Annotated in this window: 23 protein-coding genes; 4 read left to right on the top strand and 19 right to left on the bottom strand. The window is 66.2% G+C overall.

All coding sequences use genetic code 11. The features are described 5' to 3' along the window. Positions 1 to 158: 158 nt before the first annotated feature. From MZTS_RS04385 to MZTS_RS04340, 10 genes are all read right to left on the bottom strand, one after another. Positions 159 to 1,007: a Pnap_2097 family protein gene (locus MZTS_RS04385; protein ID WP_192282011.1), complete on the bottom strand. Its 849-nt coding sequence runs from the start codon at positions 1,005 to 1,007 to the stop codon at positions 159 to 161. A gap of 163 nt (positions 1,008 to 1,170) precedes the next feature. Further along, entirely contained in the window at positions 1,171 to 2,103 is a 933-nt protein-coding gene (locus MZTS_RS04380; protein ID WP_192282019.1) for a transporter, read from the bottom strand. 333 nt (positions 2,104 to 2,436) lie between these two features. Beyond that, complete coding sequence (locus tag MZTS_RS04375; RefSeq protein WP_192282008.1) at positions 2,437 to 3,705, bottom strand: MSMEG_0569 family flavin-dependent oxidoreductase; 1,269 nt, start codon at positions 3,703 to 3,705, stop codon at positions 2,437 to 2,439. 38 nt (positions 3,706 to 3,743) lie between these two features. Then, positions 3,744 to 4,025 (bottom strand): MSMEG_0570 family nitrogen starvation response protein, encoded by a 282-nt coding sequence (locus MZTS_RS04370; protein WP_192282005.1) that lies wholly within the window; start codon positions 4,023 to 4,025, stop codon positions 3,744 to 3,746. After that, positions 4,018 to 5,193 carry an MSMEG_0565 family glycosyltransferase gene (locus MZTS_RS04365; RefSeq protein ID WP_192282002.1) on the bottom strand — a complete coding sequence of 392 codons (1,176 nt, stop codon included), beginning with the start codon at positions 5,191 to 5,193 and terminating at the stop codon, positions 4,018 to 4,020. Before MZTS_RS04365 ends, MZTS_RS04370 begins: the two co-directional genes overlap by 8 nt. Further along, positions 5,190 to 6,185, bottom strand: coding sequence for a sll0787 family AIR synthase-like protein (locus tag MZTS_RS04360; RefSeq protein ID WP_192281999.1), 996 nt, complete (start codon positions 6,183 to 6,185; stop codon positions 5,190 to 5,192). The genes MZTS_RS04365 and MZTS_RS04360 overlap by 4 nt, the downstream gene beginning before the upstream one ends. After that, positions 6,185 to 6,730 (bottom strand): MSMEG_0567/Sll0786 family nitrogen starvation N-acetyltransferase, encoded by a 546-nt coding sequence (locus MZTS_RS04355; RefSeq protein ID WP_192281996.1) that lies wholly within the window; start codon positions 6,728 to 6,730, stop codon positions 6,185 to 6,187. The genes MZTS_RS04360 and MZTS_RS04355 overlap by 1 nt, the downstream gene beginning before the upstream one ends. Beyond that, positions 6,727 to 7,830 (bottom strand): MSMEG_0568 family radical SAM protein, encoded by a 1,104-nt coding sequence (locus MZTS_RS04350; protein WP_192282016.1) that lies wholly within the window; start codon positions 7,828 to 7,830, stop codon positions 6,727 to 6,729. Before MZTS_RS04350 ends, MZTS_RS04355 begins: the two co-directional genes overlap by 4 nt. Next, the gene (locus MZTS_RS04345) at positions 7,784 to 8,860 is read right to left on the bottom strand and encodes a Nit6803 family nitrilase (RefSeq protein ID WP_192281993.1); all 1,077 of its coding nucleotides are present in this window, start codon (positions 8,858 to 8,860) and stop codon (positions 7,784 to 7,786) included. The genes MZTS_RS04350 and MZTS_RS04345 overlap by 47 nt, the downstream gene beginning before the upstream one ends. Before the next feature lie 81 nt (positions 8,861 to 8,941). Continuing rightward, positions 8,942 to 9,424 carry an MSMEG_0572/Sll0783 family nitrogen starvation response protein gene (locus MZTS_RS04340; RefSeq protein WP_012452016.1) on the bottom strand — a complete coding sequence of 161 codons (483 nt, stop codon included), beginning with the start codon at positions 9,422 to 9,424 and terminating at the stop codon, positions 8,942 to 8,944. 361 nt (positions 9,425 to 9,785) lie between these two features. Between MZTS_RS04340 and MZTS_RS04335 the strand changes: the two genes are divergently transcribed. Together MZTS_RS04335 and hisC are read left to right on the top strand one after the other, a co-directional pair. After that, complete coding sequence (locus tag MZTS_RS04335) at positions 9,786 to 11,225, top strand: aminotransferase-like domain-containing protein (RefSeq protein WP_246481989.1); 1,440 nt, start codon at positions 9,786 to 9,788, stop codon at positions 11,223 to 11,225. A gap of 70 nt (positions 11,226 to 11,295) precedes the next feature. Continuing rightward, positions 11,296 to 12,399 carry a histidinol-phosphate transaminase gene (gene hisC, locus MZTS_RS04330; protein ID WP_192281990.1) on the top strand — a complete coding sequence of 368 codons (1,104 nt, stop codon included), beginning with the start codon at positions 11,296 to 11,298 and terminating at the stop codon, positions 12,397 to 12,399. 14 nt (positions 12,400 to 12,413) lie between these two features. Here hisC and dapA read toward each other — a convergent pair whose 3' ends face one another. The 9 genes from dapA to MZTS_RS04285 all read right to left on the bottom strand — a co-directional run bounded on the left by dapA (position 12,414) and on the right by MZTS_RS04285 (position 21,759). Continuing rightward, positions 12,414 to 13,334 (bottom strand): 4-hydroxy-tetrahydrodipicolinate synthase, encoded by a 921-nt coding sequence (gene dapA, locus MZTS_RS04325; protein ID WP_192281987.1) that lies wholly within the window; start codon positions 13,332 to 13,334, stop codon positions 12,414 to 12,416. A 253-nt stretch (positions 13,335 to 13,587) separates the two neighbouring features. Continuing rightward, the gene (locus MZTS_RS04320) at positions 13,588 to 15,375 is read right to left on the bottom strand and encodes an NADPH-dependent assimilatory sulfite reductase hemoprotein subunit (RefSeq protein WP_192281984.1); all 1,788 of its coding nucleotides are present in this window, start codon (positions 15,373 to 15,375) and stop codon (positions 13,588 to 13,590) included. 64 nt (positions 15,376 to 15,439) lie between these two features. Next, positions 15,440 to 16,369 carry a ferredoxin reductase domain-containing protein gene (locus tag MZTS_RS04315; RefSeq protein WP_192281981.1) on the bottom strand — a complete coding sequence of 310 codons (930 nt, stop codon included), beginning with the start codon at positions 16,367 to 16,369 and terminating at the stop codon, positions 15,440 to 15,442. Between the two features lie 46 nt (positions 16,370 to 16,415). Continuing rightward, the gene (locus tag MZTS_RS04310; RefSeq protein WP_192281978.1) at positions 16,416 to 17,378 is read right to left on the bottom strand and encodes a nitrilase-related carbon-nitrogen hydrolase; all 963 of its coding nucleotides are present in this window, start codon (positions 17,376 to 17,378) and stop codon (positions 16,416 to 16,418) included. Positions 17,379 to 17,428: 50 nt separating this feature from the next. Then, entirely contained in the window at positions 17,429 to 17,566 is a 138-nt protein-coding gene (locus tag MZTS_RS04305) for a DUF2474 family protein (protein ID WP_192281975.1), read from the bottom strand. Further along, on the bottom strand, positions 17,566 to 18,573 hold the full coding sequence (gene cydB / locus MZTS_RS04300) for a cytochrome d ubiquinol oxidase subunit II (RefSeq protein ID WP_192281972.1): 1,008 nt from the start codon (positions 18,571 to 18,573) through the stop codon (positions 17,566 to 17,568). The genes MZTS_RS04305 and cydB overlap by 1 nt, the downstream gene beginning before the upstream one ends. 10 nt (positions 18,574 to 18,583) lie before the next feature. After that, the gene (locus MZTS_RS04295; RefSeq protein WP_192281969.1) at positions 18,584 to 20,002 is read right to left on the bottom strand and encodes a cytochrome ubiquinol oxidase subunit I; all 1,419 of its coding nucleotides are present in this window, start codon (positions 20,000 to 20,002) and stop codon (positions 18,584 to 18,586) included. A gap of 46 nt (positions 20,003 to 20,048) precedes the next feature. Continuing rightward, positions 20,049 to 21,275, bottom strand: coding sequence for a 5-aminolevulinate synthase (hemA, locus tag MZTS_RS04290; protein ID WP_192281966.1), 1,227 nt, complete (start codon positions 21,273 to 21,275; stop codon positions 20,049 to 20,051). A gap of 106 nt (positions 21,276 to 21,381) precedes the next feature. After that, positions 21,382 to 21,759 (bottom strand): DUF983 domain-containing protein, encoded by a 378-nt coding sequence (locus tag MZTS_RS04285; protein ID WP_246481988.1) that lies wholly within the window; start codon positions 21,757 to 21,759, stop codon positions 21,382 to 21,384. Between the two features lie 221 nt (positions 21,760 to 21,980). Between MZTS_RS04285 and MZTS_RS04280 the strand changes: the two genes are divergently transcribed. Together MZTS_RS04280 and tehA are read left to right on the top strand one after the other, a co-directional pair. Next, positions 21,981 to 23,369, top strand: a complete 1,389-nt coding sequence (locus tag MZTS_RS04280) for an aminotransferase-like domain-containing protein (protein WP_192281960.1) — start codon at positions 21,981 to 21,983, stop codon at positions 23,367 to 23,369. Position 23,370: 1 nt separating this feature from the next. After that, positions 23,371 to 24,390: a dicarboxylate transporter/tellurite-resistance protein TehA gene (gene tehA, locus MZTS_RS04275; protein WP_192281957.1), complete on the top strand. Its 1,020-nt coding sequence runs from the start codon at positions 23,371 to 23,373 to the stop codon at positions 24,388 to 24,390. The last annotated feature ends 25 nt before the right edge of the window (positions 24,391 to 24,415 follow it).

The following is a 24,415-nucleotide window of genomic DNA, read 5'->3' as shown; positions in this document are numbered from 1 at the left end:
CATTGACTCATTAGAGAACAAAATCGGTCGGGAGCGGACGCATCCATTTGTACGGAAAGCCATCGTTTTCTAGTCATACGGAAACAAGCCGTCCACAATTTGCTCGGAGCCGTCAATGAAAGCCGGCTGCTGTTTCAGCATAATGGCAGCAGCCTCTTCTATCTCTCTTTATATTGGCTTCGTTGAGTTATCACCTCGGCTAGGAGCTTACCGTCCGGCGTCGATAGCAGCGCACGATGGCAGCAGGTCGCCTCGTCGCCCGAGGCAAGCATCCGCACCGTAAGACAGTCACCCACCTCAATGTTCGCGTGGAATAAAGCTCGACGCTCACGAGTGGCAAAGAGGCCTGAGTGCTTCCCGAGAAGATGCCATTCGACCCGATCCACGGCGGCGACGAAGCTGCTGAAGTACAGGAGCCCGGCGCCGTTGAAGTCCAAGTAGGGGCATGGCTCGATAATCATGATGCCGAGTTCACGCTCGTTCGCGCCCATGGCATGACCCAAAAACACGTGGTCAGTGCCGGATGGCTGAGAGGGCGGGGTCTCGAAGGCGGACATGGCGTGCCCCCGACTCTCTACTCTCACTCGAGCGATGGAACGGTTCACGCCTTCTGTCTGGCGCCTCACGAACACGGAGGTCATCGCCACGTCCGCGACCAGCCGATCCTGGCATGCCGCGACGTGCCGGCTGATAACCCGCGTCTCCGAGAGGTGCGTAATCGTCGAGCGCACGTCCAACGCGCTGTTCTCGCGAACGCCGCCGAGGTTTCCACCCTCCAGGGAGATCCTTCGGAACGCCGCGTAGACGGGCGGCTCACCCGTGGGGCCGAACCCAGCCTTGGCCCTGCCGAACGCCTTGGCAATCAAACCCCAGTGGCGGTGCCCTACCTCCTTCCAGAGCCAGTTCTCGGAGAGGCCGCTTGGGCAAAGATGCGGCATGCCCAAGACATGGCGGGAGGTATCCGTCAGGGGCGTATCGACCCCTTCGAGCCTCATGTGCAAACCCAACGGCCTTCTCCTTCGAGAAAGGGCGGGACCAGGTGGTGGTAGCTGTCGAGACTTGGCCACCCGGTCCCTATCGAAGCGGGATCCTTGGGAAGGAGTTCACTTCGATCTTGGCCGCGCCGCTGGCGTCACCTCGAAGAGGAAACCACGGTCGCGGGATTGATCATCAATACTTCCGCACCAGCGCGACTGGCTCGACGGTAGCAGCCTGCGGAGGCGTGTAGAGCGGAGCGATGAGACGGATGAAGCCATCCGTCGACTCCGTGCCACGGGTCCGAACCGCGACATCGCGGGCGACCATGAGCTGCGCGGTGAATGGACCGAAGTCGTAGCCGATCAAGCCGCCGACGGCGAAGCGTCCGGCTCGGGTGTATCCTTGTGTGGATGCGCGCGCGAAGTCACGACTACCGAGCGGCAGGTCCGTCACCCCGTAGGCCACCGCGCCGATCTCGAACTTGCCGAACTTCTTGGTCGCCGTGAGGTCGAGCAGAAGGGCGTCCGCGAGGTAGAGGGGGCCAATCGCCCGCCCAACAGCTCCGTCGAACCGGCCCGGAGAGTCGTAGAAGTTGTGGGTCAGGTTGGCCGTGAGGTTCCAGCCATCGGCGGTGTAGCTGGCTGCGAAGCCCTGGCGGTAGGTGTTCGAGGAGAACTGCGGCAGCCCGCGGCCGGCATCAAGGTCGTTCAGGTGTACCGCAGCGAGGTAGCTGACGCCGAAGCCGTTGCCGAGGTCCCAGGCGAAGATTGATCCCACGAGGGTGCCGACGTTGATCGAGAAATCGCGGTTCGGGACACCAGCCGGGTTGTTCGGGAAGCCGAACACCGTCGGTTGAGCGAGCAAGGGCTGGATATTAGCGCCGAGGAACTTGTATCCCGTCGACCAGACCAGGACCGGCACGTTGATCGCCGTGTCGGTCGAGAACCGGGTGTCGTTGCGGCGATAGATGAAGGTGTCGATGGCGTAGATGCCCTCGGGCAGCGGGGCGCCGACGGCGAGGCCGACCTGCTCGCCCGGGATGGTGGTAGCCTGGGCGTAAGAGGCGGTCGCGCTCAGGGTGACTGCGGCGAACGCCCCCGCCGCGGCCGCGAACTTCTTCAACATCATCGGTCCCCTTCTAGGTTTATGCATTGGCCAGCCGCATCCGTTCGCCGAGAAAGCATCGGCGGCGGCAGCGTTCAGGTGAGATGTTGTATCTGTTTTGACTTGATTGCATGTAAATACATACAATCTGTATGTATTTCCAACAGTGCTTATATTCTGCACTGCAGCAGCTAAGAGTCTACTGAAGAGTACCTGAGCAATGCTTTGAAGGCAGCTTGTTGCAGGAACAGCACAGACTTTGGCTCGCCTGGGCGGTTCACGTGGTTTCCGTCCGCTGGAGGGGTCCGCGAAGCACGGTCGCAGACGCCCAGCCCGTTCGCACCAGAACCTCGCTCAGACGGCAAACTTCAGGGCAAAGCGCTCGGCACCGAGGCGCTTCTGGATCGCCTGCACAATGTACTCGGCGTCGCGCCCGACCGCGCCGAAGCGGCCCGAGCCCCAGGTATTCAGCCAGGGTAGGCCGATGAAGTAGACGCCGGCCTCGTTCGTGATGCCCCGCTTGTGCTTGGGGCTGCCTGCGCCGTTGAACACGGAGGCGTCGAGCCAGCGGAAATCCGGCGTGAAGCCGATGCACCAGACGACGCTTGTGATGCCGGAGCCTTCGAGGGCGAGGCTCGTTACCGGCTCGTCGGGCTCCCAGACTGGAGTGTAGTGCGCCTGTGCCGGGGCATCGATGCCCTTCTCGGCAATGTACTTGTCGATAGCCGCGTTGATGCCGTTATAGGTCCGGTCCGCTTGATCGAGCGAGCGCTTGAGGTCGTCACGGAAACACAGGCTGCCGTCCTCATAGTCCTCCATCAGGCCGTAGAGCCGCATGCCTTCGAGGGCGAAGCGGCGCAGGTCGATGTCGCGGCCGCCATCGCGGCCCGTCACGTAGTGGTTGGTGTTGTCGCGCACGCCGTCGCGGAGCGGGTGGTTCTCGACCGTCATCTCGTAGTAGCCCATGTCGGCAAGCCAGGTGACGACGTCGCGCCCGCGATAGAACCGGGCGCAGCGGGGCGCGTCACCCACTGCTAGGTGCACCTTGCGGCCCGCCAGGTGCAGGTCCTCGGCGATCTGCGCGCCGGACTGGCCGGACCCGACGACCAGGACCTCGCCCTCGGGCAGCTGGGCCGGGTTGCGGTACTGGTTCGAGTGGATCTGCGTGATCGATCCCGGCAGCTTCTCGGCCATGCGGGGGATGATCGGCGTGTGGTAGCCGCCCGAGGCGACGACGACCTCGTTCGCGGTGTAGTCGCCTTCCGAGGTCTGGACTGAGAAGATGCCGTCCTCACGCCGCTCGACACGGGTGACCGCCACACCCTCGCGGATCGGCGGGTTCACCTTGGCCACGAAGGCCTTCAGGTAGGCAACGATCTCGTCCTTGCGCATGAACCCGTCCGGGTCGGGGCCGTCATAGGGAAGGCCCGGCAGGTCGCATTGCCAGTTCGGGGTGACGAGGCAGAAGGTGTCCCAGCGCTGCGTCGCCCAAGTGTGTGCGGCGGTATGCTTCTCGAACACAAGATGTTCGATGCCGCGCTGCTTAAGGTGGTAGCTGACCGAGAGGCCGGCCTGGCCGCCTCCCACGATGACGACCGGGACGTGACGGGGCGTGGAGATCATGGCGCAAACTCCTTGATGATTTGGAATGGGGTGCCTGCTCAGGGTTCGAAGGTCTCGACCTCGACCCGGCCGCCGGGGGACTGCCGCTTGGCCGCGGCCTCGATCCGGGCGAGCTGGTCCATGGCGGCGGAGCAGGCGAAGCCGTACTTCTCGCGCACCCGCTCGCTCGCGATAGTGAGGGCGGTCCGGCTCTTCTCGACGAAGTCGTCGAGGGCGTAGCTCTCGCCCGGCGTGAGGAAGTCCTTCACAACGAGGGAGGGCGAGTAGCAGGCCTCCCGCTGCCCGTCTGGCCAGCGGACGTGGAAGCGCATCTCAGGCATGGGTCGTCTCCTCGATGGGGCGAGCGCAGGCGGCGTAGGCATCGCGGTGGCGCTCGGCGCAGGCGCGCCAGGAATGGGCGGCGGCCCGGGCAAAGCCCGCCACCCGCAGGCGCCCGCGCCTGCTCGGGATCAGGGCGGACGCCATGGCGTCGGCGATGTCCCCCGGTTCGGCGGGATCGACGAAGAGGGCATCGCCCTCCGCGAGGTACTCGGTGAAGGGCGGCAGACGGGAGACGATGACTGGCGTGCCGCAGGCCATCGCCTCCAGCACGCAGAGGCCGAACCCCTCCTTCCGAGAGGGGAAGGCCAGGACGTCGGAGAGCCGGTATAGCGCCGGCATCTCGGCCTGCGGGACCGGACCCGTCTCGACGACGGCCAAGCCTCGACCGACCGCGAGCCCGGCCGCGGCCAGCGCCGCCCGGCAGCGGGCACTGTAGTAGGCGTGGTCGAGCAGCGAGGCGCCACCGGCAATTACGAGCTGCGCTTGGGAGTGGCTCTCCCGCAAACGTGCGAACGCCGTGATGATGCCTAGGGTGTTCTTGCGCTCCTCGAAGCCGCCGATGCAGAGGATCACCGGCCCCGAGCCGAGACCCCAGCGCTCCCGCAGGGCCGCGTCCGCCTCGGTCGGCTCACTGCGATAGACCGACAGATCCACCCCGTTCCCGACGACCGCAGCCTCTGCGCCGATGTCATTCCTGATCCAGTCGACCCAGGTACGGCTGACGCAGAGCAGGCGCGCGGCTTCCCGGATCGAGCGGTCCTGCCACTCCGCGAGCTGCGGATCGGAGAAGCTGTCGACGTGGTGGACCGTGCGCACGAAGCGCGGGATCAGGCGCCGGTGCTTCAGGGTCGCGAGCGCGTTGCCGCCGATGCCGTCATGGGCATGGAACACATCGAAGTCGCAGGCGGCCGGTGTCGCGAAGTGGCGCAGGTAGTCGTTGATGCGGGCGCGCACGAGATCGACCGTGGTCCCGGCGATCGGCTGGGCTGCCACCGGCACGGTCGAGCAGGCCGCATTCCGGAAGAAGCCGCGGCCGGTGGGGTCCGGCGCGTGAACCACCGCCTCGTGCCCGAGCGCGCAGAGAGCCTCGGCCAGCGCAAGGGAATGGGCCACTCCGCCGCGCGGGTTCGTAGAGTGAGTCAGGATGGCGATGCGCAGGCCCGTCACGATGCGGCTCCGGCATCGTCCTTGCCGCAGCCAATCAGCGGGCCCGCCACAAAGTCCCAGACCACGGCCTCCTCGCCCGTGGCGCCACGAACCCGGGCAACCCTGCTCGCATCGAGGCGCCCGATCCCGGCGGCGGCGATGCCGCGCTCCGCGAAGCGCGCGAGCACGGTGGGCGTGCGGTCAGGGCGGACGCTCAGGAGATAGCCGAAGCTCGGAAAGGCGGTCAGCCAGCGTGCGAGCGGGATGCCTTGGGGTCGCGGGATCGCGTCGAGGTCGATGACGCCGCCGACTTGCGAGCATTCGAGCAGCATCAGGGCCGTGCCGATGACGCCCGCCATGCTGATGTCCTTGGCGGCGGCGCAGAGTCCGTCCTCGGCCAGTCCCGGCAGCAGCGCGAGGTCGCCGCGCAGGCGCTCGCCCGGCGTGCCGGTGGAAGCATCCCAGTACGGGTGCGGATCACGGAAGCGTCCGCGCAGGTCGATGGCGGCAACGAGATCGTCGCCCGGCGCCGCGTCGAAGCTCGTCAGGAGGCGCCCACTCGCCCGGCCGAGCACGGCGACCGCGAGGTTCCCGGCGGCCGCACGGGTGTTGGTGTGGCCGCCGACGACCGGGACGCCGTAGAGCGCGGCCGCGTCGGACAGGCCGGCCAGGATCGGGTCCGCCGCCGCGGCATCCCGGCTCCACAGGGCGTCGACCACGGCGAGCGGACGCCCGCCCATAGCGGCCACGTCGCTGAGGTTGACCATGATGCCGCAATAGCCGGCGAAGTACGGGTCGTCGGCGACGAAGCCGTCGAGGAACCCCTCGATGGCGAGCAGCAGATGTCCGTCGCCGTCTGGGATAGCGGCGCAGTCGTCACCGACCGGGATGGCGGCGTGCCGGCTGTCGAGACCGAGCCGCGCGACTACGGCATCGATGTCGCGCTTGTGGGCAACGCCGCGCGCGTCGCGGATTTGGCGAGCCAGGGCTTGAAGGTCGAACCCCGCCGTCATCACGCCGCCCTACGGAAGGTGACGAGCCCGTGCTCGGGGTCGTGCATCGGCGGATAGGCCGCGAGGTCCGCCTGCATCAGATGATGCGGAAGGCCGTGAAGCTCCACCGTGTCGAGGCTTGCCCAGTGCAGGGCCTGGAACAGCGGCACGTTCCGCTCCTGCACGTGGGCCAGGAAGCGCGTGCAGCCCCGGGCATGGGCCGAGGAGACCGCGACCTGGATCAGCCCGGCGCCGAGCGCGGCGGTGCCCCGGAATGGTCTGGCGACGGCAAGGCGCGAGCCCCACCACTCGGTAGGACGCTCCGCGAGCTCGTGGATGCGCACGGTTCCCACAAGCGCGTCCGTATCGCCGCCGAGCGTCGAGAGGGCGCAGATTGGGATGGCGTGCGCATCAATGGCATCCCGGTCGTCCTCCGCGAACAGGCCCTGCTCCGTGCAGAAGACCTGGCGGCGCAGCCGCGCGCAGGCGCGCCGCTCCCAAGCGCTCGTGGCAAACTTCACGCGGAAGTGGCTTGGCCGGTACGGCGGCACGGATTCGATGATCATGCCGCCACCTCCGCGCGCTCGTAGGTGGAGAGCGCCGAGCAGGCACCGCAGCGCCCGCAGCCGGCCTTGATGTCAGTCGAGCGTAGGTTCGCGCCGGCCAGCATGTCCGCCAGCGGCTTGAGGATGGCGTGCATGAAGTCCGGGCCGGGCGCCGGGTGGCTCTCCAGCGGCGTGCCCGAGATCGGGACGAAGGGCACCACGAAGGGGTAGACGCCCATCCCGACGAGGCGCTCGGCCATGGCGAGGATCGCCTCGGGCGTGTCGCCCAGGCCCGCCAGGATGTAGGTCGAGACCTGCCCACGCCCGAAGACCGGCACGGCGGCCTCGAAGGCTTCGTAGTAACGCTCCAGCGGCACGCTCGCTTTGCCGGGCATGATCCGCACCCGCACCTCCGGGGTCACGGCCTCCAGATGCATGCCGAGGGCATCAATGCCCGAAGCCTTCATGCGCCCGAACCAGCGGTCGTCGTCGGGTGGCTCGCACTGGGCCTGGATCGGCAGATCGACCGCAGCCTTCACCGCAAAGGCGCTCTCGCACAGCACCGCAGCGCCGCGGTCGGTGGCGTTGGGCGTGCCGGTCGTCATGACCATGTGCCGGACGCCGTCGAGGAGCACTGCGGCGCGGGCGACCTCGGCCAGCTGCTCCGGGCTCTTGTGCGCGATCGTGCGCCCGGCGGCGAGCGACTGACCGATGGAGCAGAACTGGCAGGTCTTGGTGCGGCTGGCGTAGCGGATGCAAGTCTGCAGCACGGTGGTGGCGAGCACGTCGCGCCCGTGCAGCACCGCGATCTTGGAGTAGGGCACGCCGTCGAAGGTCGAGAGGGCGTAGAAGCGGGGTTTCCCGGGGAAGGTCGCGCGGGCGATCACCACCCCGTCGTGCTCGATTACTGAGACCCCGTCTGCATCCGGGCGGCGCACCAGGAAGGGCGAGTCGAAGGCGGTCTCGGTGTGGACCGGCACCATCACGGTGCGACCCGCGATCGTCATCGCCTTGTGGTCGGAGGGGCCGGCCCCGCCCCGGCGGCTAGGGGCGCCGGCGCGGCTGTCGGCAAGCCTAACGCCGTAGGATTGCAACGCGTTGATCAGGCGCTCCGTCGGCATCCCGACCAGGCCCGCCACGACCGGCGGGATCGAAGGAAGGCTCGTCGGAAGCGGGCTGCTGCTCATGGTCGAGGCTCCGGGAAGCGGTCTGAGAACGAATTGGCTGGTGCACGAACGAGGCCGGCCGGTCGTCGTGGAGGAGGCTGAGGAGCTCGGGTCGGGCGTAGTGGCCGACCGAATCCATCATCCGCTTGCGCTTGGTCACCAGCGCGAGGTCCATGTCGGCGATCAGGATGCCCTCACCCGGTCCAAGCGGGTCGGCGAGGTGCTTGCCCTCAGGCGAGACGATGGCGGTGCAGTTACCGCCGCGGCAGGCGCCGCGCAGGCGCTCGTCCGGGCAGACCTGCGCCACCTGCTCGTTGGTGAGCCAGCCGGTGGCGTTGACCACGAAGCAGGCCGCCTCCAGGGCGTGGTGGCGGATCGTCACCTCCATCTGGTCGGCGAAGATCTGGCCCACCAGCGAGCCGGGGAACTGGGCCGCGTGGATCTCCTCGTGGCGCGCCATGAGCGCGTAGCGGGCGAGCGGGTTGTAATGCTCCCAGCAGGCCAGCGCGCCGACGCGGCCGACCGCCGTCTCGACCACGTCGAGGCCGGCGCCGTCGCCCTGACCCCAGATCATGCGCTCGTGATAAGTCGGGGTGATCTTGCGGCGCTTGAGCTTGAGGCTGCCGTCGGCGTCGAAGATGAGCTGCGTGTTGTAGAGCGAGCCGTGGTCGCGCTCGTTGACCCCCAACACGATCACGGCGCTGTGCCGGCGTGCCGCGGCCGCGACCGCCTGCGTCACAGGCCCCGGTACCGTGGGCGCCCGCTCGTAGAGCTTCAGGTGCTCCGCGCCCTGGAGCGCCGGGGGCAACACAAAGGAGAAGTAAGGGTAGTAGGGCACGAAGGTCTCGGGGAAGACCATGAAGCGGGCGCCCTTGGCGGCGGCCTCGTCGATGGCGTTGAGCACGCGATCCAGGGTGCCGTCTGGCCGGTCGAGGTCCGGCGCGATCTGGACGGCGGCGGCCCGCACGATCCGGTTCTCTGACATGAATGATCCTCCGGCTGTGACGGCGGCCGCGCGATGCGGCCGCCGGATGCGACGTCGCGGTCGACGGACCCGAACTCCCGCTCAGACCGTCCAGGTGTCGATGATCACCGCGTTGTCGCGCTTGTGCAGGAGGATGCAGTCGAGGACGTCGAGGGGGTTGATCATGCGAATGCCCTCGATAAAGGCCGCCTCGCCGTGGCCGTACAGGGCCTGGGTCGAGAACCGGCAGGCGTAGACCTTGCCGCCCTCGGCCATGAACTTCTCAAGCTGGTTGTTGAAGTTGAGGTGGCCAGGGAAGGCCTCGTCGCCGAGACGCGGGAAACCGCGTTGGACGCCGAGTGTGATGCCAGGACCGTAGAGCAGGATGGACGTGTCGAAGCCCTTGCGCTGCAGGCGGGTGGCCTGGAGCAGGTTCACGAGGCCGATGGAGCCCTCGAACGCGACGGTGTGGAAGGTGACGAGCGCCTTCTGGCCTGGCTCCGCCTTCACGTCCTCGAAGACCTTCTCCTCGTAGTCGACCAGGAAGTCGCCCTTCTTGTGGGGTTCGCGGTTCACGGCAGGCATTGCTCTCTCCTTGAAGGATGGGACCGCGACAGGCAGGGCTGCGAGCAGTCACAGGACCTTCATGGCAAGCGGTGTGCCAGAACCCCGACGATCAATGCGTCAGTCAATGCGCCTTAGTAATATGCATACAATTGTGCAATCAAGGGGTTGGACTTCGATGTTGCGCACCGAACTGGTAAGAGCTCATTCTGGAAGCATCGCCTGCGCATTTGGTGATCAATAGATGCACGTTTGAGGCTCAATAATTGCTGGCATTGTATGGATGGCGCGAACATCGCTTCCGAGGCGTCGTTGCGGTATGACGCTTGCTAGCCATACAATCGAACATTGATCGCATGTCGATGGTGCAGGCTCGGAACGGATGAAGGCGACGAAGCGAGGAGGGCCGACGAGCCCTCAGGATGCCATGCCAGGGGCCTGGACGCCGGACCTGAAGCGCTGGGGCAAGCCGCACTACCTAGCCATCGCGGAGGCCCTGGCGGATGACATCCGGACGGGGCGTTTGACGACTGGCACACGCCTGCCAACCCAGCGCGCCCTCGCCGAGGCGCTCGACCTGAACTTCACGACGGTGTCGCGCGGCTATGTCGAGGCGCATAAGCGCGGCCTGATCGAGGGGCGTGTCGGCCAGGGTACCTTCGTGGTCGATCCGGCCCTCTCTGCCCGTTTAGGGGGGGCTGCCGGCGCGCCACGGGTCGGGCCGGTCGACTTCACCATGAACCTCCCTCCGGAGCCCGACGCACCGGTCCTACGGGCGCGCATGCAGCTCTCGTTCGCGGAACTCTCCGGCGACCTTGCCAACTTGCTGCGTTATCAGGGCTTTGGCGGGACCGACGACGACAAGGAAGCGGCGCTGCGGTGGCTGAAGGGCCGCGGGGTCGACACGACGCGGGAGCGCCTGCTGATCTGCCCGGGCGCCCACAGCGCCCTGTTCAGCGTGCTGGGCCAGGTGGCCCGGCCGGGTGACACGATCTGCGCGGAGCGCATCACCTACCCGGGCATCCGCGCGCTCGCGGCGCATCTGGGGCTGCGCCTCGTCGACCTTCCCATGGACCGCCAGGGGGTCGACCCCGACGCCTTCGCGGCCGCCTGCACCAAGGTCGCGCCAAAGGCTATCTACTTGAACCCGCTGCTGCAGAACCCGACCACCGCGACCTTGTCCCGCGCGCGGCGAGAAGCCATCATCGCGGTGGCACGGCGCTATGCCGTCAGCATCATCGAGGACGACGCCTACGCGCGCATCTGCCCGGCACCGCCGCCGAGCTTCGCTGAACTCGCACCCGAGATCACCTACTACGTGGCAGGGGTCGCCAAATGTCTGGGCGCCGGGCTTCGCCTCGCCTTCCTGGTCGCCCCGAGCGCCCGGTCCGCCCTGCCGCTTGCAGGTGCGTTACGGGCCGCAACCGTCATGGCCTCGCCGATCTCGACGGCCCTGACGACGCGCTGGATCATGGACGGCACGGCGGATGCGGTCGTGCAGTTCGTCCGCGAGGAGTCGGCCGCACGCCAGCGCATCGTGGCCTCGCTGCTTCCGGCCGGGACCTACACCGCAGATCCGCACGGGTTCCACGTCTGGATCACGTTGCCGGAGGGCTGGACCCGCTCGGCATTCGCCAGCCAGGGGCGGTCGGCGGGGCTGGGCGTAGTCGGCAGCGACCCTTTTTGTGTGGCGGGAACGCCGCCGGAGGCGGTACGCCTCTGCCTCGGCGGCCCCTCAACCCGGCAGCAGATTACGCACGGCCTAGAAGTGCTCGCCCATGCGCTCGAAGGCTCACCAGCGCTCGCCTCGACTTACATCTGAGCCGCGCGCCCCAGGGCAGGAGCAGTCGAGTTGTCTCAACCCCCGCACTTGTATGCGATGGCGCCGAGTTATGACCTACGAACGAACACATATTGAGCGCATGCGAGGCTACCAGCCGGGTGCCCAACCCGACCAGCTGGCCATCAAGCTCAACACCAACGAGAACCCGCTACCTCCCAGTCCGCGTGTTCTGAACTGCCTAGCCGGTATCGCCGGCAAGACCCTGCAGCGCTATCCAGATCCTCTGGCGAATGAGTTCCGCGCCTCTGTAGCCCGGCATCATGGCCTGGGCGCCGAACAGGTCATCGCGACGAATGGCGGCGACGAACTTCTCCGCCTCGCACTGACGACGTTTGTCGAGCCAGGGCGTCCCATAGGCGTCGCCGTTCCGAGCTACGGGCTCTATTCGGTCTTGGCAGCCATCCATCAATCTCCAATCAGCGGCGTTGCACTGACGGACGCGTGGCGGCTCCCTGCCGACGCCACGGATCGCTGGAACAGCGAGGGAGCCCAGCTAGCCATACTAACAAATCCGCATGCGCCTTCAGGAACGCTCGAACCGATTGATGCGATAGAGCGCGTCGCGGCAAAATTTCGAGGCGTTATCTTAATCGACGAGGCATATGTTGACTTCATCAGCTCGGAGTTAATGCATGATGCAACAAAGTTAATCAAAGAATATTCAAACATACTGATCTTAAGAAGTTTTAGCAAGGGATATTCTTTAGCTGGACTCCGACTGGGATATGGAATTGGCGATATAAGACTTATTTCTCCGATGATTCAGAAGACAAAAGATTCATATAACGTAGACGCAATCGCTCAGAAGCTAGGAGCGGCTGCGCTCGACGACGCCGAGTACGCCAGAAAATCCTGGCAATACGTCAGAGAGCAGAGAATGCTCCTGACCTCTTCTCTTAGTAAATTGGGTTTCGACGTGATCCCATCTGAAGCGAACTTTCTTCTGACCTTGGTGCCAAGAAATGCAGGATGGCACGATGCACGCGATCTTCATGCGAAGCTTGAGAAGCGGCAAATCTACGTCCGCTGGTTCGATGAAGATCGTCTGCGCAACCGGCTGCGCATCTCGATTGGAACATCAGCCGAGAACCAAACACTCGTCAGCGCGCTTGAACAGCTCAGAGGGAGCGATCAACTCCTACAAAGCTCATAGTTCCATCGACGCGATCAGGTGCAGTCGAGAGCCAATCGGAGAGCGGCTTCCACCTCCGCATGCCTGCTCGGGCAGAGGGGGGAAAGCGGCAGACGGTAGAAGGCTGAATGCTTGCCCAACCTTTCAAGCGCCCACTTAACGGGAATCGGGTTTGGCTCGACGAACAACGCCTTGTGTAAGGGCGCGATCTGACGACTGATCTTGCGGACTAGGTCAACCTGGCCGGCGCGGGCGGCCGCACATAGGTGTGCCATCACAGCGGGAATAATATTAGCTGTCACAGAGATGTTGCCGCGTGCCCCAAGCAACATCAGAGCCGCAGCGGAAGGATCATCACCACTATAGACGGCAAATCCTTCCGGCAGCGACCGCATGAGTGAAATCCCCCGACCAACGTCTCCCGTAGCATCCTTCAAGCCAAGGATGTTTGGAAGCTCTGCAAGGCGACAAATCGTGTCGTCGGCGAGATCGACCATAGTCCGCCCCGGCACATTGTAGACAATCAGTGGCATGTCGACTGTCTCGGCAATCGCCTTGAAGTGTGAGAACAGTCCAGCCTGAGTTGGCTTGTTGTAGTAAGGGACTACCGACAAGGCCGCCACCGCACCTGCGTCGCGTGCGAACCGAGTTAACTCAATTGCTTCGCTGGTCGAGTTCGCGCCGGTGCCGGCAATGACTGGTAGACGCCCTCGCGCTTGACATATCGCGACCTCAATTAGTTCTCGATGCTCAGAGGCGGAAACCGTCGCGCTCTCGCCGGTCGTGCCCACTGCGACGATCGCGTCAGTTCCTGACTCGACATGCCAGTCAATCAACCTCCTGTAGGCCGACCAATCTATGCGCCCATCCGAGGACATCGGCGTAATCAGGGCAGGAATGCTTCCGCAAGGAAGGGATCCTGCCAGGGAGCCGTGAGTATTTGCAGATTGTATCATGATTGCTAGTCGACCTATGAAGCTCTGTGCTTGGTTCCATCCACGCCACGTATGGGCAGAAATCAAACGCTCGCGAGCCAGTGAAGGATGGAGCGTCAGCTTTCCCGCCGGTTTTTAGGAGTCGCGATCACACGCGCGCCGAACTCTGCAAGCGATCGCATTAAAGTAAAGTACTGGCGAGTATCTAAGTTTCCTCGCTTAGCTGCGCCTATGAAAGCTCATATCAGAAAATGTTCTATTTCTATTTCAATCTCTAGGATAACCCGCGCAAGCACCCTGTTTGCTCATGGAAATTTGGCCCGTTGGTAGTCATAGCCACATATCCAGTGCGCACTAGAAAGTCGCCGAAGCGCTCGCCGTAGCTCCTCTGCACTTTGTAGGCGGCTAGTAGTGGGTCAAGCACCTCCACAATGGCAGAATCAGCTACGTCCTCAGCGTAGAGCTTGCCTAACCTGGATCCATCGAACGCCGCCCCAAGATAGAGGTTGTAGCGCTTGGGTCCTTTACCCACGAGACCGATTTCGGCGATGTAGGGGCGGGCGCAGCCGTTCGGGCAGCCCGTCATGCGGATCGTGATCTCGTCCTCAGCCAAGCCGTGTCGGGCCAGGCAGGCCTCCAGCTCGTCGATCAGCGTCGGCAGGTAACGCTCGCTCTCTGCGAGGGCGAGGCCGCAGGTAGGCAGCGCCACGCAGGCCATGCTGTTGCGGCGTAGGGTGCCGGCATGGGCTGTCAGGCCGTGCTCGGCCACAAGCGCTTCGATCTCGGCGCGCTTCTCGGCAGGGACGTTAGCGACGAGCACGTTCTGGTTGGCCGTCAGGCGGAACTCGCCTTGGTGGACCTCGGCGATGCGACGCAGTCCGGTCAGCAACTGCGGGCCTCCCTTGAAGTCCCGCACGCGCCCGTTCTGGATGAACAAGGTGAGGTGGTGGCGACCGTCCTCCCCTTCGGTCCAGCCGTAGCGGTCGCCGTTGTTCTCAAACCGGAAGGGCTTGGGCTCGGCGAAAGCCTTGCCGACGCGCCGCTCGACCTCGGCACGGAAGGCGTCGAGGCCGAACCGCTCGATGGTGTACTTCAGGCGGGCGTTCTTGCGGCTCTTGCGGTTGCCCCAGTCGCGCTGCACCGTCATCACCACCTCGGCGACCTTCAACGCGTCTTCTGGCTCGCAGAAGCACATCACGTCGGCCGTCCGAGGGAAGGTGTCGGCCTCGCCATGGGTCATGCCCATGCCGCCGCCCACCGTGACGTTCCAGCCCGCCAGAGCACCCACCTCGTCGAGGATGGCGATGAAGCCGAGGTCGTGCGCGAAGATGTCGACGTCGTTCGACGGCGGCACCGCGACGACCACCTTGAACTTCCGGGGCAGGTAGGTCTTGCCGTAGATCGGCTCGACCGTCTCGTCCTCGCCCCCAACCACCTTTTCGCCGTCGAGCCAGATTTCGCGCCACGCGCCGGTCCTGGGCAGCAGGTGATCCGAGATGGCCTTGGCTAGGTCGTAGGCAGCCGCATGCGCCTTGGACTGATAGGGGTTGGAAGCCGAGAGCACGTTGCGGTTGACGTCCCCGCAGGCCGCGATGGTGTCGAGCAGCGCCCCGTCGATGGCCTTCATCGTCCGCTTGAGGTTTGACTTGATGACGCCATGGTACTGAAAGGTCTGCCGCGTTGTCGCCCGCAGGGACCCGTTGGCGTAGGAGCGGGCGATCTCGTCCAAGACGAGCCACTGCTTGGAGGTCAGCACACCGCCGGGAATCCGCAGCCGAATCATGAAGGCGTAGGCACGGTCGAGCTTCTTACGCATCCGCTCGGGCCTGAGGTCCCGGTCGTCCTGGAGGTACATGCCGTGGAATTTGACGAGCTGTCCGTCGTCGTCGGAAACGGCGCCGCTCGCGGGCATCAGGAGGGCCTCGGCGAGCTTGCCGCGGAGGTAGCCACTGGCTTCCTTGATGTGCTCGTTGCGCGAGAGCTGGTCGCGCTCGGCTTGGATGAGGTCCCCCACGCCATCCGTCGCGGATGGCGGCGGAAGAACCTGACGGTGATCGTTCATGGGCTTTACCGGGTTAGAGAAGCATCGGGGGCCACGATGCAGAAACTTGCGTGGGATTTGGCGACTAGGGGTGCCGCTGGTTGAAACGGCCCTGGCTCGCCAGATCCGCCACGTGACCGACGGCCACCTCCAACGAGCAGGCCTTGATGTCGGCGACAGCCTTCAGGAGCCCGAAGTGGGCCCGGTCCGCGCTCTTCGGGGCAGCGCAGATTGAGAGGCTCGCGCCGTTCTCGATCCAATCGACAAGTTCTTCCCGTCGCTCGAAGAGACGGTCCTCGACGCCAATCCGCTCCGGCTGGTCGTGGGAGAAGGCGACGTCCATCCGGGTCAGGGACCCATCCGCGAGGGCGGCCTGCCATTCGAGTTGGTAGAGGAAGTCATGGGTGAAGCGCCGGCCACCAAAGAACAGCCATGAGCGCCCGCCGGCCCCGAGCGCGCGCCGCTCCTGGGTGAGTGCCCGATACGGGGCCACGCCCGCCTCGACGCCGATCATGATGACGTCGGTCCCCAGCGCGGCCGGCAAGCGGAACTCGGCGTCCTCCCGGATCCTGACCCTCACCTGCGAGCCGAGGCGAAGGCGCTCCACAATGGCGGCGTCACCGGTCCTGACCGGCATCAACGCGTGTACCTCGTCGACGACCTCCCTGCGCGAGGAGGCGACCGGCAGGACGCGCGCGGGTACGCTCTCGCCGTCGATGCCGATGAGGTCGAGGACCGATCCGGGCCTGTAGGGAGGTGCGCCGTCTGGGAACGCGACCGCCACGTGCATCGTCGTCTGATCGGAGCGGGACGAGTTGAGGTTGACGTACTCGACGACTTCCCCAACGGACACGTCCGCATCCCTCGTGCCCTGGGCCGGGAGATCGCTGACAGCCGTCAGGTAGTCCAAGAGCCACGTGCGCTGTACCCGGGAAGCGACCGCCAGCACTTGGTCGAGCGCGGCAAGGGCATCGTTCTCGAAGGGGGCGTGGCGGGGGAGAAGCCGTGTCGACATCGTTGCCGTTCTCGGTTGCGCGGACTTCAATCGGGGGCCTTAGCGTCTAGGGATGAGCCTCGCGTGCGCCGGAGCCCGTCACGGTCACGGGTTCGAGCGGTCGCTCGTTTACGCTGAGGCTGAAGATGTCTGGGCGCGCGTAGTGGCCGACCACGTCGAAATCGAACTTGCCGCGGACGATGTCCGCCCGGTCCAGCTCGGCGAGGCGCACGCTCTCGCCCTCGAAGTCGGGCTCGACCAGGACGTTCCCGAGAGGGCCCACGATGCACGAGCCGCCTCGGATGAGGACCGTCGCCGGGTCGTCGCCCTGAACCGCGCCGTACTCGGCCGGGCAGTCCTTCCGGACGAGGTACTGGCTGGACGACACGACGAAGCACCGCCCCTCCAGGGCGATGGTCTGCATCGTCGGTAGCCACGTGGCGCGGTCGTCGACCGTGGGCGCGCAGTAGATCTCGACGCCCTTGGCGTACAGCGTCGTGCGCAGGAGCGGCATGTAGTTCTCCCAGCAGATCGCGGTCCCGATCCGGCCAAGGGGAGTGCTGGCGACATCGAGCGTCGACCCGTCGCCAAAACCCCACACGAGCCGCTCCGAGGCGGTGGGCATCAGCTTGCGGCGGCGTGCCAAAAGGGCGCCGTCGGGCCCGAACGTCAGGGCGCTGCAGTAGAGGGTGCCGCCCGACCGCTCGATGACGCCGACGACGAGGTGCAGCTTGCCGGCGCGGGCAACGGCGGCGATGGCCTCGGTCGCCGGTCCCGGCACGTCGATAGCGCTCACATAATAGCGAAGGAAGTCGTCCCGGCCCGCCGGCGTGCGGGAGCCGACCGTCGCGCCGAAGTTGAGCCCCTTCGGGTAGCCACCGACGAACGCCTCGGGGAACACCGCCAAGTCGGCCCCGCGGGCCGCGGCGTCGCTCGCGAGGTCCGAGAGCTTGTCCAACGTCCGCGCGGTGTCGAACAGGATCGACCCAGCTTGCACTACGGCAGCCGTGACAACGGGCTTCGACGACATGGATGGTCCAACTCTGGGTATGGGAGCGGCCGGGCTCGAAGGGCGGGGCGTTAGCCCACCTTCAGCCAAGCCTTCAGGATGCCGGCGACGACTCCGAGCGAGAGGACGCTGCCGGCCCACAGCGAGGCGAACCACACGAGGCGGCGCCACAGGGGGCCGGGGTGTCGGAAAGCGGAGGTGGTGCCCATCAGTGATACCCCGCGGCGTCAACCTTCCCGCGGAAGACCCAGTACGAGTAGGCCGTGTAGACCAGGATGGTCGGGATCAGGACGGACGCGCCCACGAGCAGGAAGACCTGGCTCGAATGCGGTGCCGCCGCCTCCCAGATCGTGACCCGGCCGGGCACGACGTCGGGGAAGATGCTGATTCCCAGCCCGACGAAGGACAGCAGGAATAGGCCGAGCGCCAGCAGGAAGGGCGTTCTCTCCGCCCCCCCACGCAGTGAGCGGAAGAACAGGAACGACGCCACCGCGACGAGGAGCGGCACCTGGGCGGTGAGCAGCACGCTCGGCATCGAGAACCAGCGCTCCCAATACTTGCCCTCCAAGAAGGGCGTCGCCGCGCTGACGGCGGCGATGACCACGACCGTGGCCGCGCCGAGCCAGAGCGAGAAGGTGCGCGACCGCTCCTGCAGGCTGCCTTCCGTCCGCATCACCAGCCAAGTGGCGCCGAGCAGGGCGTAGCCGCAGACGATGCCGAGGCCGACGAGCAGGCTGAACGGGGTTAGCCAGTCCCACCAGCCGCCCGCGTAGGCGCGGCCCTCCACCTTGATGCCCTGCAGAAGCGCGCCGAGGGTGATGCCCTGGGCGAGCGCCGCCACGAAGGAGCCCCCGGTGAAGGCGACGTCCCAGAGCGCCCGGTGGCGCGGGTCACGCCAGCGGAACTCGAAGGCGACGCCGCGAAAGATCAGGCCGAGCAGCATCGCGATGATCGGCGCGTAGAGCGCCGGCATGATGACCGCGTAGGCCAGCGGGAAGACCGCGAACAGGCCGCCGCCGCCGAGCACCAGCCAGGTCTCGTTGCCGTCCCAGACCGGCGCGATGGAATTCATCGCCGTGTCGCGCTCTTGGCCTGGCCGGAAGGCTGGGAACAGGATCCCGATGCCGAGATCGAACCCGTCCATCACGATGTAGGCGAAGACCGCGAAGGCGATGATGAGCGCCCAGACCACCGTCAGGTCGATGTTGGCGAGCATGACGGGCTCCTTACTCGGCCGGGTTGAGGGTGCGGTCGAGGTCGACCGACGGCGCGGGCGTTATGCCGGCGGTGCGGATCGGTGCCCCGGGCTCGATCCCGTGCTCGCCTCGGTACGGCGACTTCGCCATCAGGTGCAGGATGTAGAGGACGCCCATCCCGAACACGGCGAAGTAGATCAGCACGAAGGCGATGAGCGACGCGGCTACGGCAGGCGTGGAGAGCGGAGAGGCCGACTCCGCCGTGCGCAGGAGGCCGTAGACCGTGAAGGGCTGGCGCCCAACCTCGGTGGTGATCCAGCCAGCCACCACGGCGACGAAGCCGGCCGGTCCCATGGTGAGGGCGAAGCGGTGCAGGGCTACCCACTCGTAGAGCTTGCCCTTGTAACGCGCGACGAGGCTGCCCATGCCCAGCAGGAGCATCAGCATGCCGAGGCTGACCATTACCCGGAAGGACCAGAACACCACGGGCACAGGCGGCCAGTTCTCGCGCGGCACGGTGTCGAGGCCATTCAGCGGCTCGTTGAGACCGTGCTTGAGGATCAGCGAGGACAGCTTCGGCACCTCGACGGCGTAGCGCACCGTGCCGGCCTCCTGGTCGGGCAGGCCGAACAGGATGAGTGGCGCGCCGTCTGGGTGACTCTGGTAATGGCCTTCCATGGCCATGACCTTGGTCGGCTGGTGCTCCAGCGTGTTCAGGCCGTGGGCGTCGCCGGCCAGGATCTGGATCGGCGCGACGACAGCGAGCATCCACATCGCCATCGAGAACATCGTCCGCGCGCCCTCGTTGGCGCGGTCGCGAAGCAGGTGCCAGGCGCCGACGGCGCCCACGACGAGCGCGGTGGTCAGGTAGGCGGCCAGGACCATGTGGACGAGGCGGTACGGGAACGACGGGTTGAAGACGATGGCCCACCAGTCGGCTGGCACGAACTGACCCACGGCGTTGACCGTGTGTCCTTGCGGCGTCTGCATCCAGGAGTTCACGGACAGGATCCAGAATGCCGAGAAGAAGGTCCCGATGGCCACCATCAGGGTGGCGAGGAAGTGCAGGCGCGGGCCAACCTTACTCATGCCGAAGAGCATGACGCCGAGGAAGCCGGCCTCCAGGAAGAAGGCCGAGAGCACCTCGTAGGCCATCAGCGGGCCGAGAACGGGCCCCGTTTTGTCGGCATAGACGGACCAGTTCGTGCCGAACTGGTAGGACATGACGAGGCCAGACACGACGCCCATGGCGAAGGCGATGGCGAAGATCTTGATCCAGTACCGAAACAGGTCGATGAACACCTGCCGTCCGGTGGCCAACCAGAGACCCTCCAGCACCGCCAGGTAGCTGGCGAGGCCGATGGAGAAAGCCGGGAACACGATGTGGAAGGCCACTGTGAACCCGAACTGCCACCTTGCGAGCAGCAGGGCGTCAACGTTCGCCAGCATGTCGGTCACCTATTGCGTCTGTCGATGGGGCTGAGGGGACCCGCGGTCAGGCGGCCAGCGAGACCTCGCCCCAGCCCAGGCGTGAGCGAACCTCGACGAGCGCCCCCACGAGCGCCCGCATGTGCTCCTCGGTGTGAAGCGGAGTCGGGGTAATCCTCAGCCGCTCGCCGCCGCGCGGCACGGTCGGATAGTTGATCGGCTGGACGTAGATGCCGTGGCGCTCCAGCAACTCCTGGCTGATCCGCCGGCAGAGGTGGGCGTCGCCAACCATCACCGGCAGGATATGGCTCTGGCTTGGCAGGACCGGCAGGCCAGCCTTGCGCAGCATGGCCATCAAGATCGCCGCTGCCCGTTGCTGCGCCGCCCGTTCCGCTTGGCTATCCCTGAGGTGCCGCACCGCCGCCCGTGCGCCGGCAGCCAGGTGCGGGCACAGCGAGGTCGTGAAGATGAAGCCCGCCGCATGGCTGCGGATAACGTCGATGACCGTGGATGGCCCGGCGACGTAGCCGCCCATGACGCCGAAGGCCTTCCCGAGCGTCGCCTCGATCAGGGTGACGCGATGGGCGACGCCCTCGCGCTCCGCAATGCCGGCGCCGTGCGGGCCGTACATCCCGACCGCGTGCACCTCGTCGAGGTAGGTGAGTGCCCCATGGCGCTCAGCGACGTCGCAGATCTCGGCGATGGGCGCCACGTCGCCGTCCATGCTGTAGACGCTCTCGAAGGCCACGATCTTGGGCCGGTCAGGATCAAACTGCGCAAGCAGTCTGTCGAGCGCAGCGACGTCGTTGTGCGGGAAGATCGCCTTCGTGCCCCCCGAGCGGCGGATGCCCTCGATCATCGAGTTGTGGTTGCCCGCGTCCGACAGGATCACGCTGTCCGGCAGCACCTGGCCGAGCACGCTCAGCGCCGCGAGGTTCGACACGTAGCCCGAGGTGAACAGGAGGGCGGCATCCTTCCCGTGCAGGTCGGCCAGGTCGCGCTCCAGCAGCACGTGCTCGTGGGCTGTGCCGGAGATGTTGCGGGTGCCACCCGCACCGGCGCCGTAGCGGTCTAGGGCCACATGCATGGCGCCGAGGACCTCGGGGCTGTGTCCCATCCCAAGGTAGTCGTTGCTGCACCAGACCGTGACCGGCCGGCGGCTGCCGTCCGGATGCCTCCAGACGGCGGTCGGGAATGCACCGACATTCCGCTCGAGCTCGATGAAAACCCGATAGCGACCATCCTCGCGCAACTGGCGGAGAGAGGCCTCGAACACGTCAGAATGGGGGAACATCGTCCCGGTCCTCGTGAGGTCTGATCAAGTCGGCCATGGGGCCCAAGCAGGACAGGTCATGCCGCCGACGCGCATCCGTCCGGGACCGCGCGGCGGAGCGGCGGGGTCAGTCCTCTGTCACAGGACCCGTGTTGGGTGCTGGCGAAGTCGCGAGGCGACCTTCTCCCGCCTTGTTGATGTACTGGCTGGCGATGAAGAGCCCCTTCAGCGGCCGGATGACCGGCACGCAGGCCAGCAAGAGAAGCGGGAGCGTCACAACCGCATGGATCCAGAGCGGCGGTTCGTAGGCGAGCTCCAGCCAAATGCCAAAGGCTGTCACCGGGAAGGCCATCGTCATCATGATGAAGAAGGCGGGTCCGTCGGCCGGGTCGGCGAAGCTATAATCGAGTCCGCACGCCTCACAGCGCGGCTTTAGGGTTATGAAACCGTCAAATAGGCGCCCTTCGCCGCAGCGCGGACAGCGGCACCGCAGGCCGACTGACATGAGAGATTGATCGATTGTCCTTTGCATAGCCTACGTCCCTGAACCGCTCGCCGCGCTGAGCGGCATGGAGGTACACCTTGCGCGCACCGAATGTATGGCTTACACATCCATACAATCGAGGTGGAAGCTGGCTGCTTCTAAGGCGCCTTCCCAGACAAAGCTACGTCTCGCCTTGCCTGTATGATGCATGTATGCATACACCAATGCGAGAACAGGGGTCAATGATGGAAACTTGGAGCCCGACAATCGCGGGTGACGTAGGCCCGAAGTACCTAGCGATCGTGAAGGCGCTGGCCGAGGACATCCGTGCCGGCCGGCTGCCACCGGGCGTGCGCCTGCCGCCGCAGCGCGCCCTGGCCAAGCACCTCAACGTCGACCTCACCACGGTCACGCGCGCCTTCAACGAGGCGCGCCGGACGGGCTTGATCGATGCCACCGCCGGTAGGGGCAGCTTCGTTCGCGGACCCACGCCGCCTACGGAGATGCGCAGGCCGGATCCCTCCGGAAGCGTTGACTTCAGCATGAACATGCCGCCCCAGCCGGTCACGGCGCGTCTGGCCGAGCGTATGGAGGCAGGCTTGTCGCGGCTTGCCGGCTCGCCGGGCTTCCTCGACCGCATGCAGTACCAGGACAGCGCCGGGAACATGGCCGACCGTACTGCGGCGGCGCATTGGCTCGGTGGCCGGCTCGGGCCGCTTCCGGTGCACCGCGTCCTCGTGGCGGGCGGCGCCCAGGTCGTACTCGCCGCCGTGCTCGCCGCCATTCTGAAGCCGGGCGATGCGCTCTGCGTCCCGGCCCTGACCTACCCAGGCCTGCGCATGGCCGCCGAGCGCCGCGGCATTCGCCTCATTCCGGTGCCCTGCGACGCCGACGGGCTCGACCCGAACGCGTTCCTGGAGAGCTGCAAGGCCGAGCGGCCGCGTGCCCTGTACCTTGTGCCGACGATCGACAACCCGACGACCGCGACGCTGCCGCCAGCACGCCGTGGGCAGATCGCCGAGGTCGCGCGTTCGCACAGCGTTGCGGTCATCGAGGACGACGCCTACGGCGCGCTTCCGCCCGACGCTCCGGCTCCCATAGCCTCGCTTGCCGGAGACATCACCTGGCACATCGCGACGCTATCCAAGTGTGTCAGCCCGGGCCTGCGCATCGCCTACGTCGCCGTGCCGGGCACCAACGAGGCGGTGCGGCTCGCCGCCGAGCTGCGGGCCATCAACATGATGGCCTCGCCGCTCACGGCCGCGCTCGCCTCGCAGTGGATCGCGGACGGCGAGCTCGACGCGGTCGTTGCGGCCATCAGGCAGGAGAACGGCCGCCGGCAGTCGGTCGCGCGCGAGGCCCTGCAGGGTCTCGACGTCCAGGCCCATTCCTGCGGGCACCACCTCTGGCTACGGCTTCCCGAGCCATGGCGTCGCGGCGAGTTCGGTGCGCATGCGCGTCAGCTCGGGCTGTCGGTCATCCTGAGCGATGCCTTCGCTGTCGGACCCGCTCCCGAGGCCATCCGAGTCTCCCTGGGCGCGGCACCGGATGCCGAGACGCTTCGGTACGGGCTGAGCCTGCTCGCGACGTTGCTGACGCATCCGCCCGGCGCGATCTCCACGGTCGTCTGACATGGCGGACGTTGCGAGCGCATCCGGCGCGCCAGGGGACTCCGCCAAACTCCGGCGTGATTTCGCTTGGCTTCGACGGACCAGAGTACCGGCCACCTTCTTCGGGATGGTCCTGGGGCTCTGCGGCCTGGGCAACGGCTGGCGCGCCGCTGCGCGCCTTGGGCTGGCGCCTGTGTGGGTTGGCGAGATGCTGTCCCTCTTCGGCGTCGCGGTCTGGGCGGCATGGTTGATCCTTTACGCCGCGCGGTGGCTGAACGACCGGGACACGGTTCTGGCCGAGGCGCGCGATCCCACCTCCTCGTTCTTCGCCTCGTTGGCTCCCGTCGCCACAATGATCGCCAGCGTCGGCCTCGCGCCACACTGGCCGGACGTCGCCTGGATGATGGCATTGGCGGGACTTTTCGGAACAACCCTCTTCGCCGTTTGGGGAATGGGAAGCCTCTGGATGGGCGACCGCGCCTTCGAGGCGACGACGCCGATCCTCTACATGCCCACTGTCGGTGGAGGCTTCGTGGCAGCCATCACCTGCGCCGCCTTCGACATGAAGGAACTCGGCCTGCTCTTCTTCGGTGCCGGTCTCCTGTCATGGCTGACGCTGGAGTCTGTTGTCACCCACCGGCTCATCCTGCAGACTCTGCCCGTGCCGCTGCGTGCCTCGCTCGGACTGCACCTAGCTCCGCCCGCGGTGGCCTGCGTCGCCTACCTGGCGGCCACGGACGGGCCGCCCGACCGGCTTGCGCAGATCCTCTTCGGCTACGCCCTGCTGCATGCCCTGGTCACAATGCGGCTGGTGCCGTGGTTGCGGCAGCAGCCCTTCTCGCCGGCGGCCTGGGCCTACACGTTCGGCGTCTCGGCCCTTCCGCTCGCCGCGTTGCGATTGACGGAACGCGGCTTGGAAGGGCCGAGCGCGTTCCTTGCAGTTCCGCTGTTCGTCGCGGCCAACCTGATCATCGGCTGGATCGCGCTCAGGACGTTAGGCCTGTTGCTGCGCGGCAAGCTCTTGCCTGTTCGACCCCCCTGACTGCGGGCGGGAGCTATGCGGGAGA

Origin of the sequence: Methylorubrum zatmanii, from assembly GCF_014845115.1 — a bacterium.
Taxonomy (GTDB): domain Bacteria; phylum Pseudomonadota; class Alphaproteobacteria; order Rhizobiales; family Beijerinckiaceae; genus Methylobacterium; species Methylobacterium zatmanii.
This window is presented reverse-complemented; position numbering and strand designations above follow the sequence as displayed.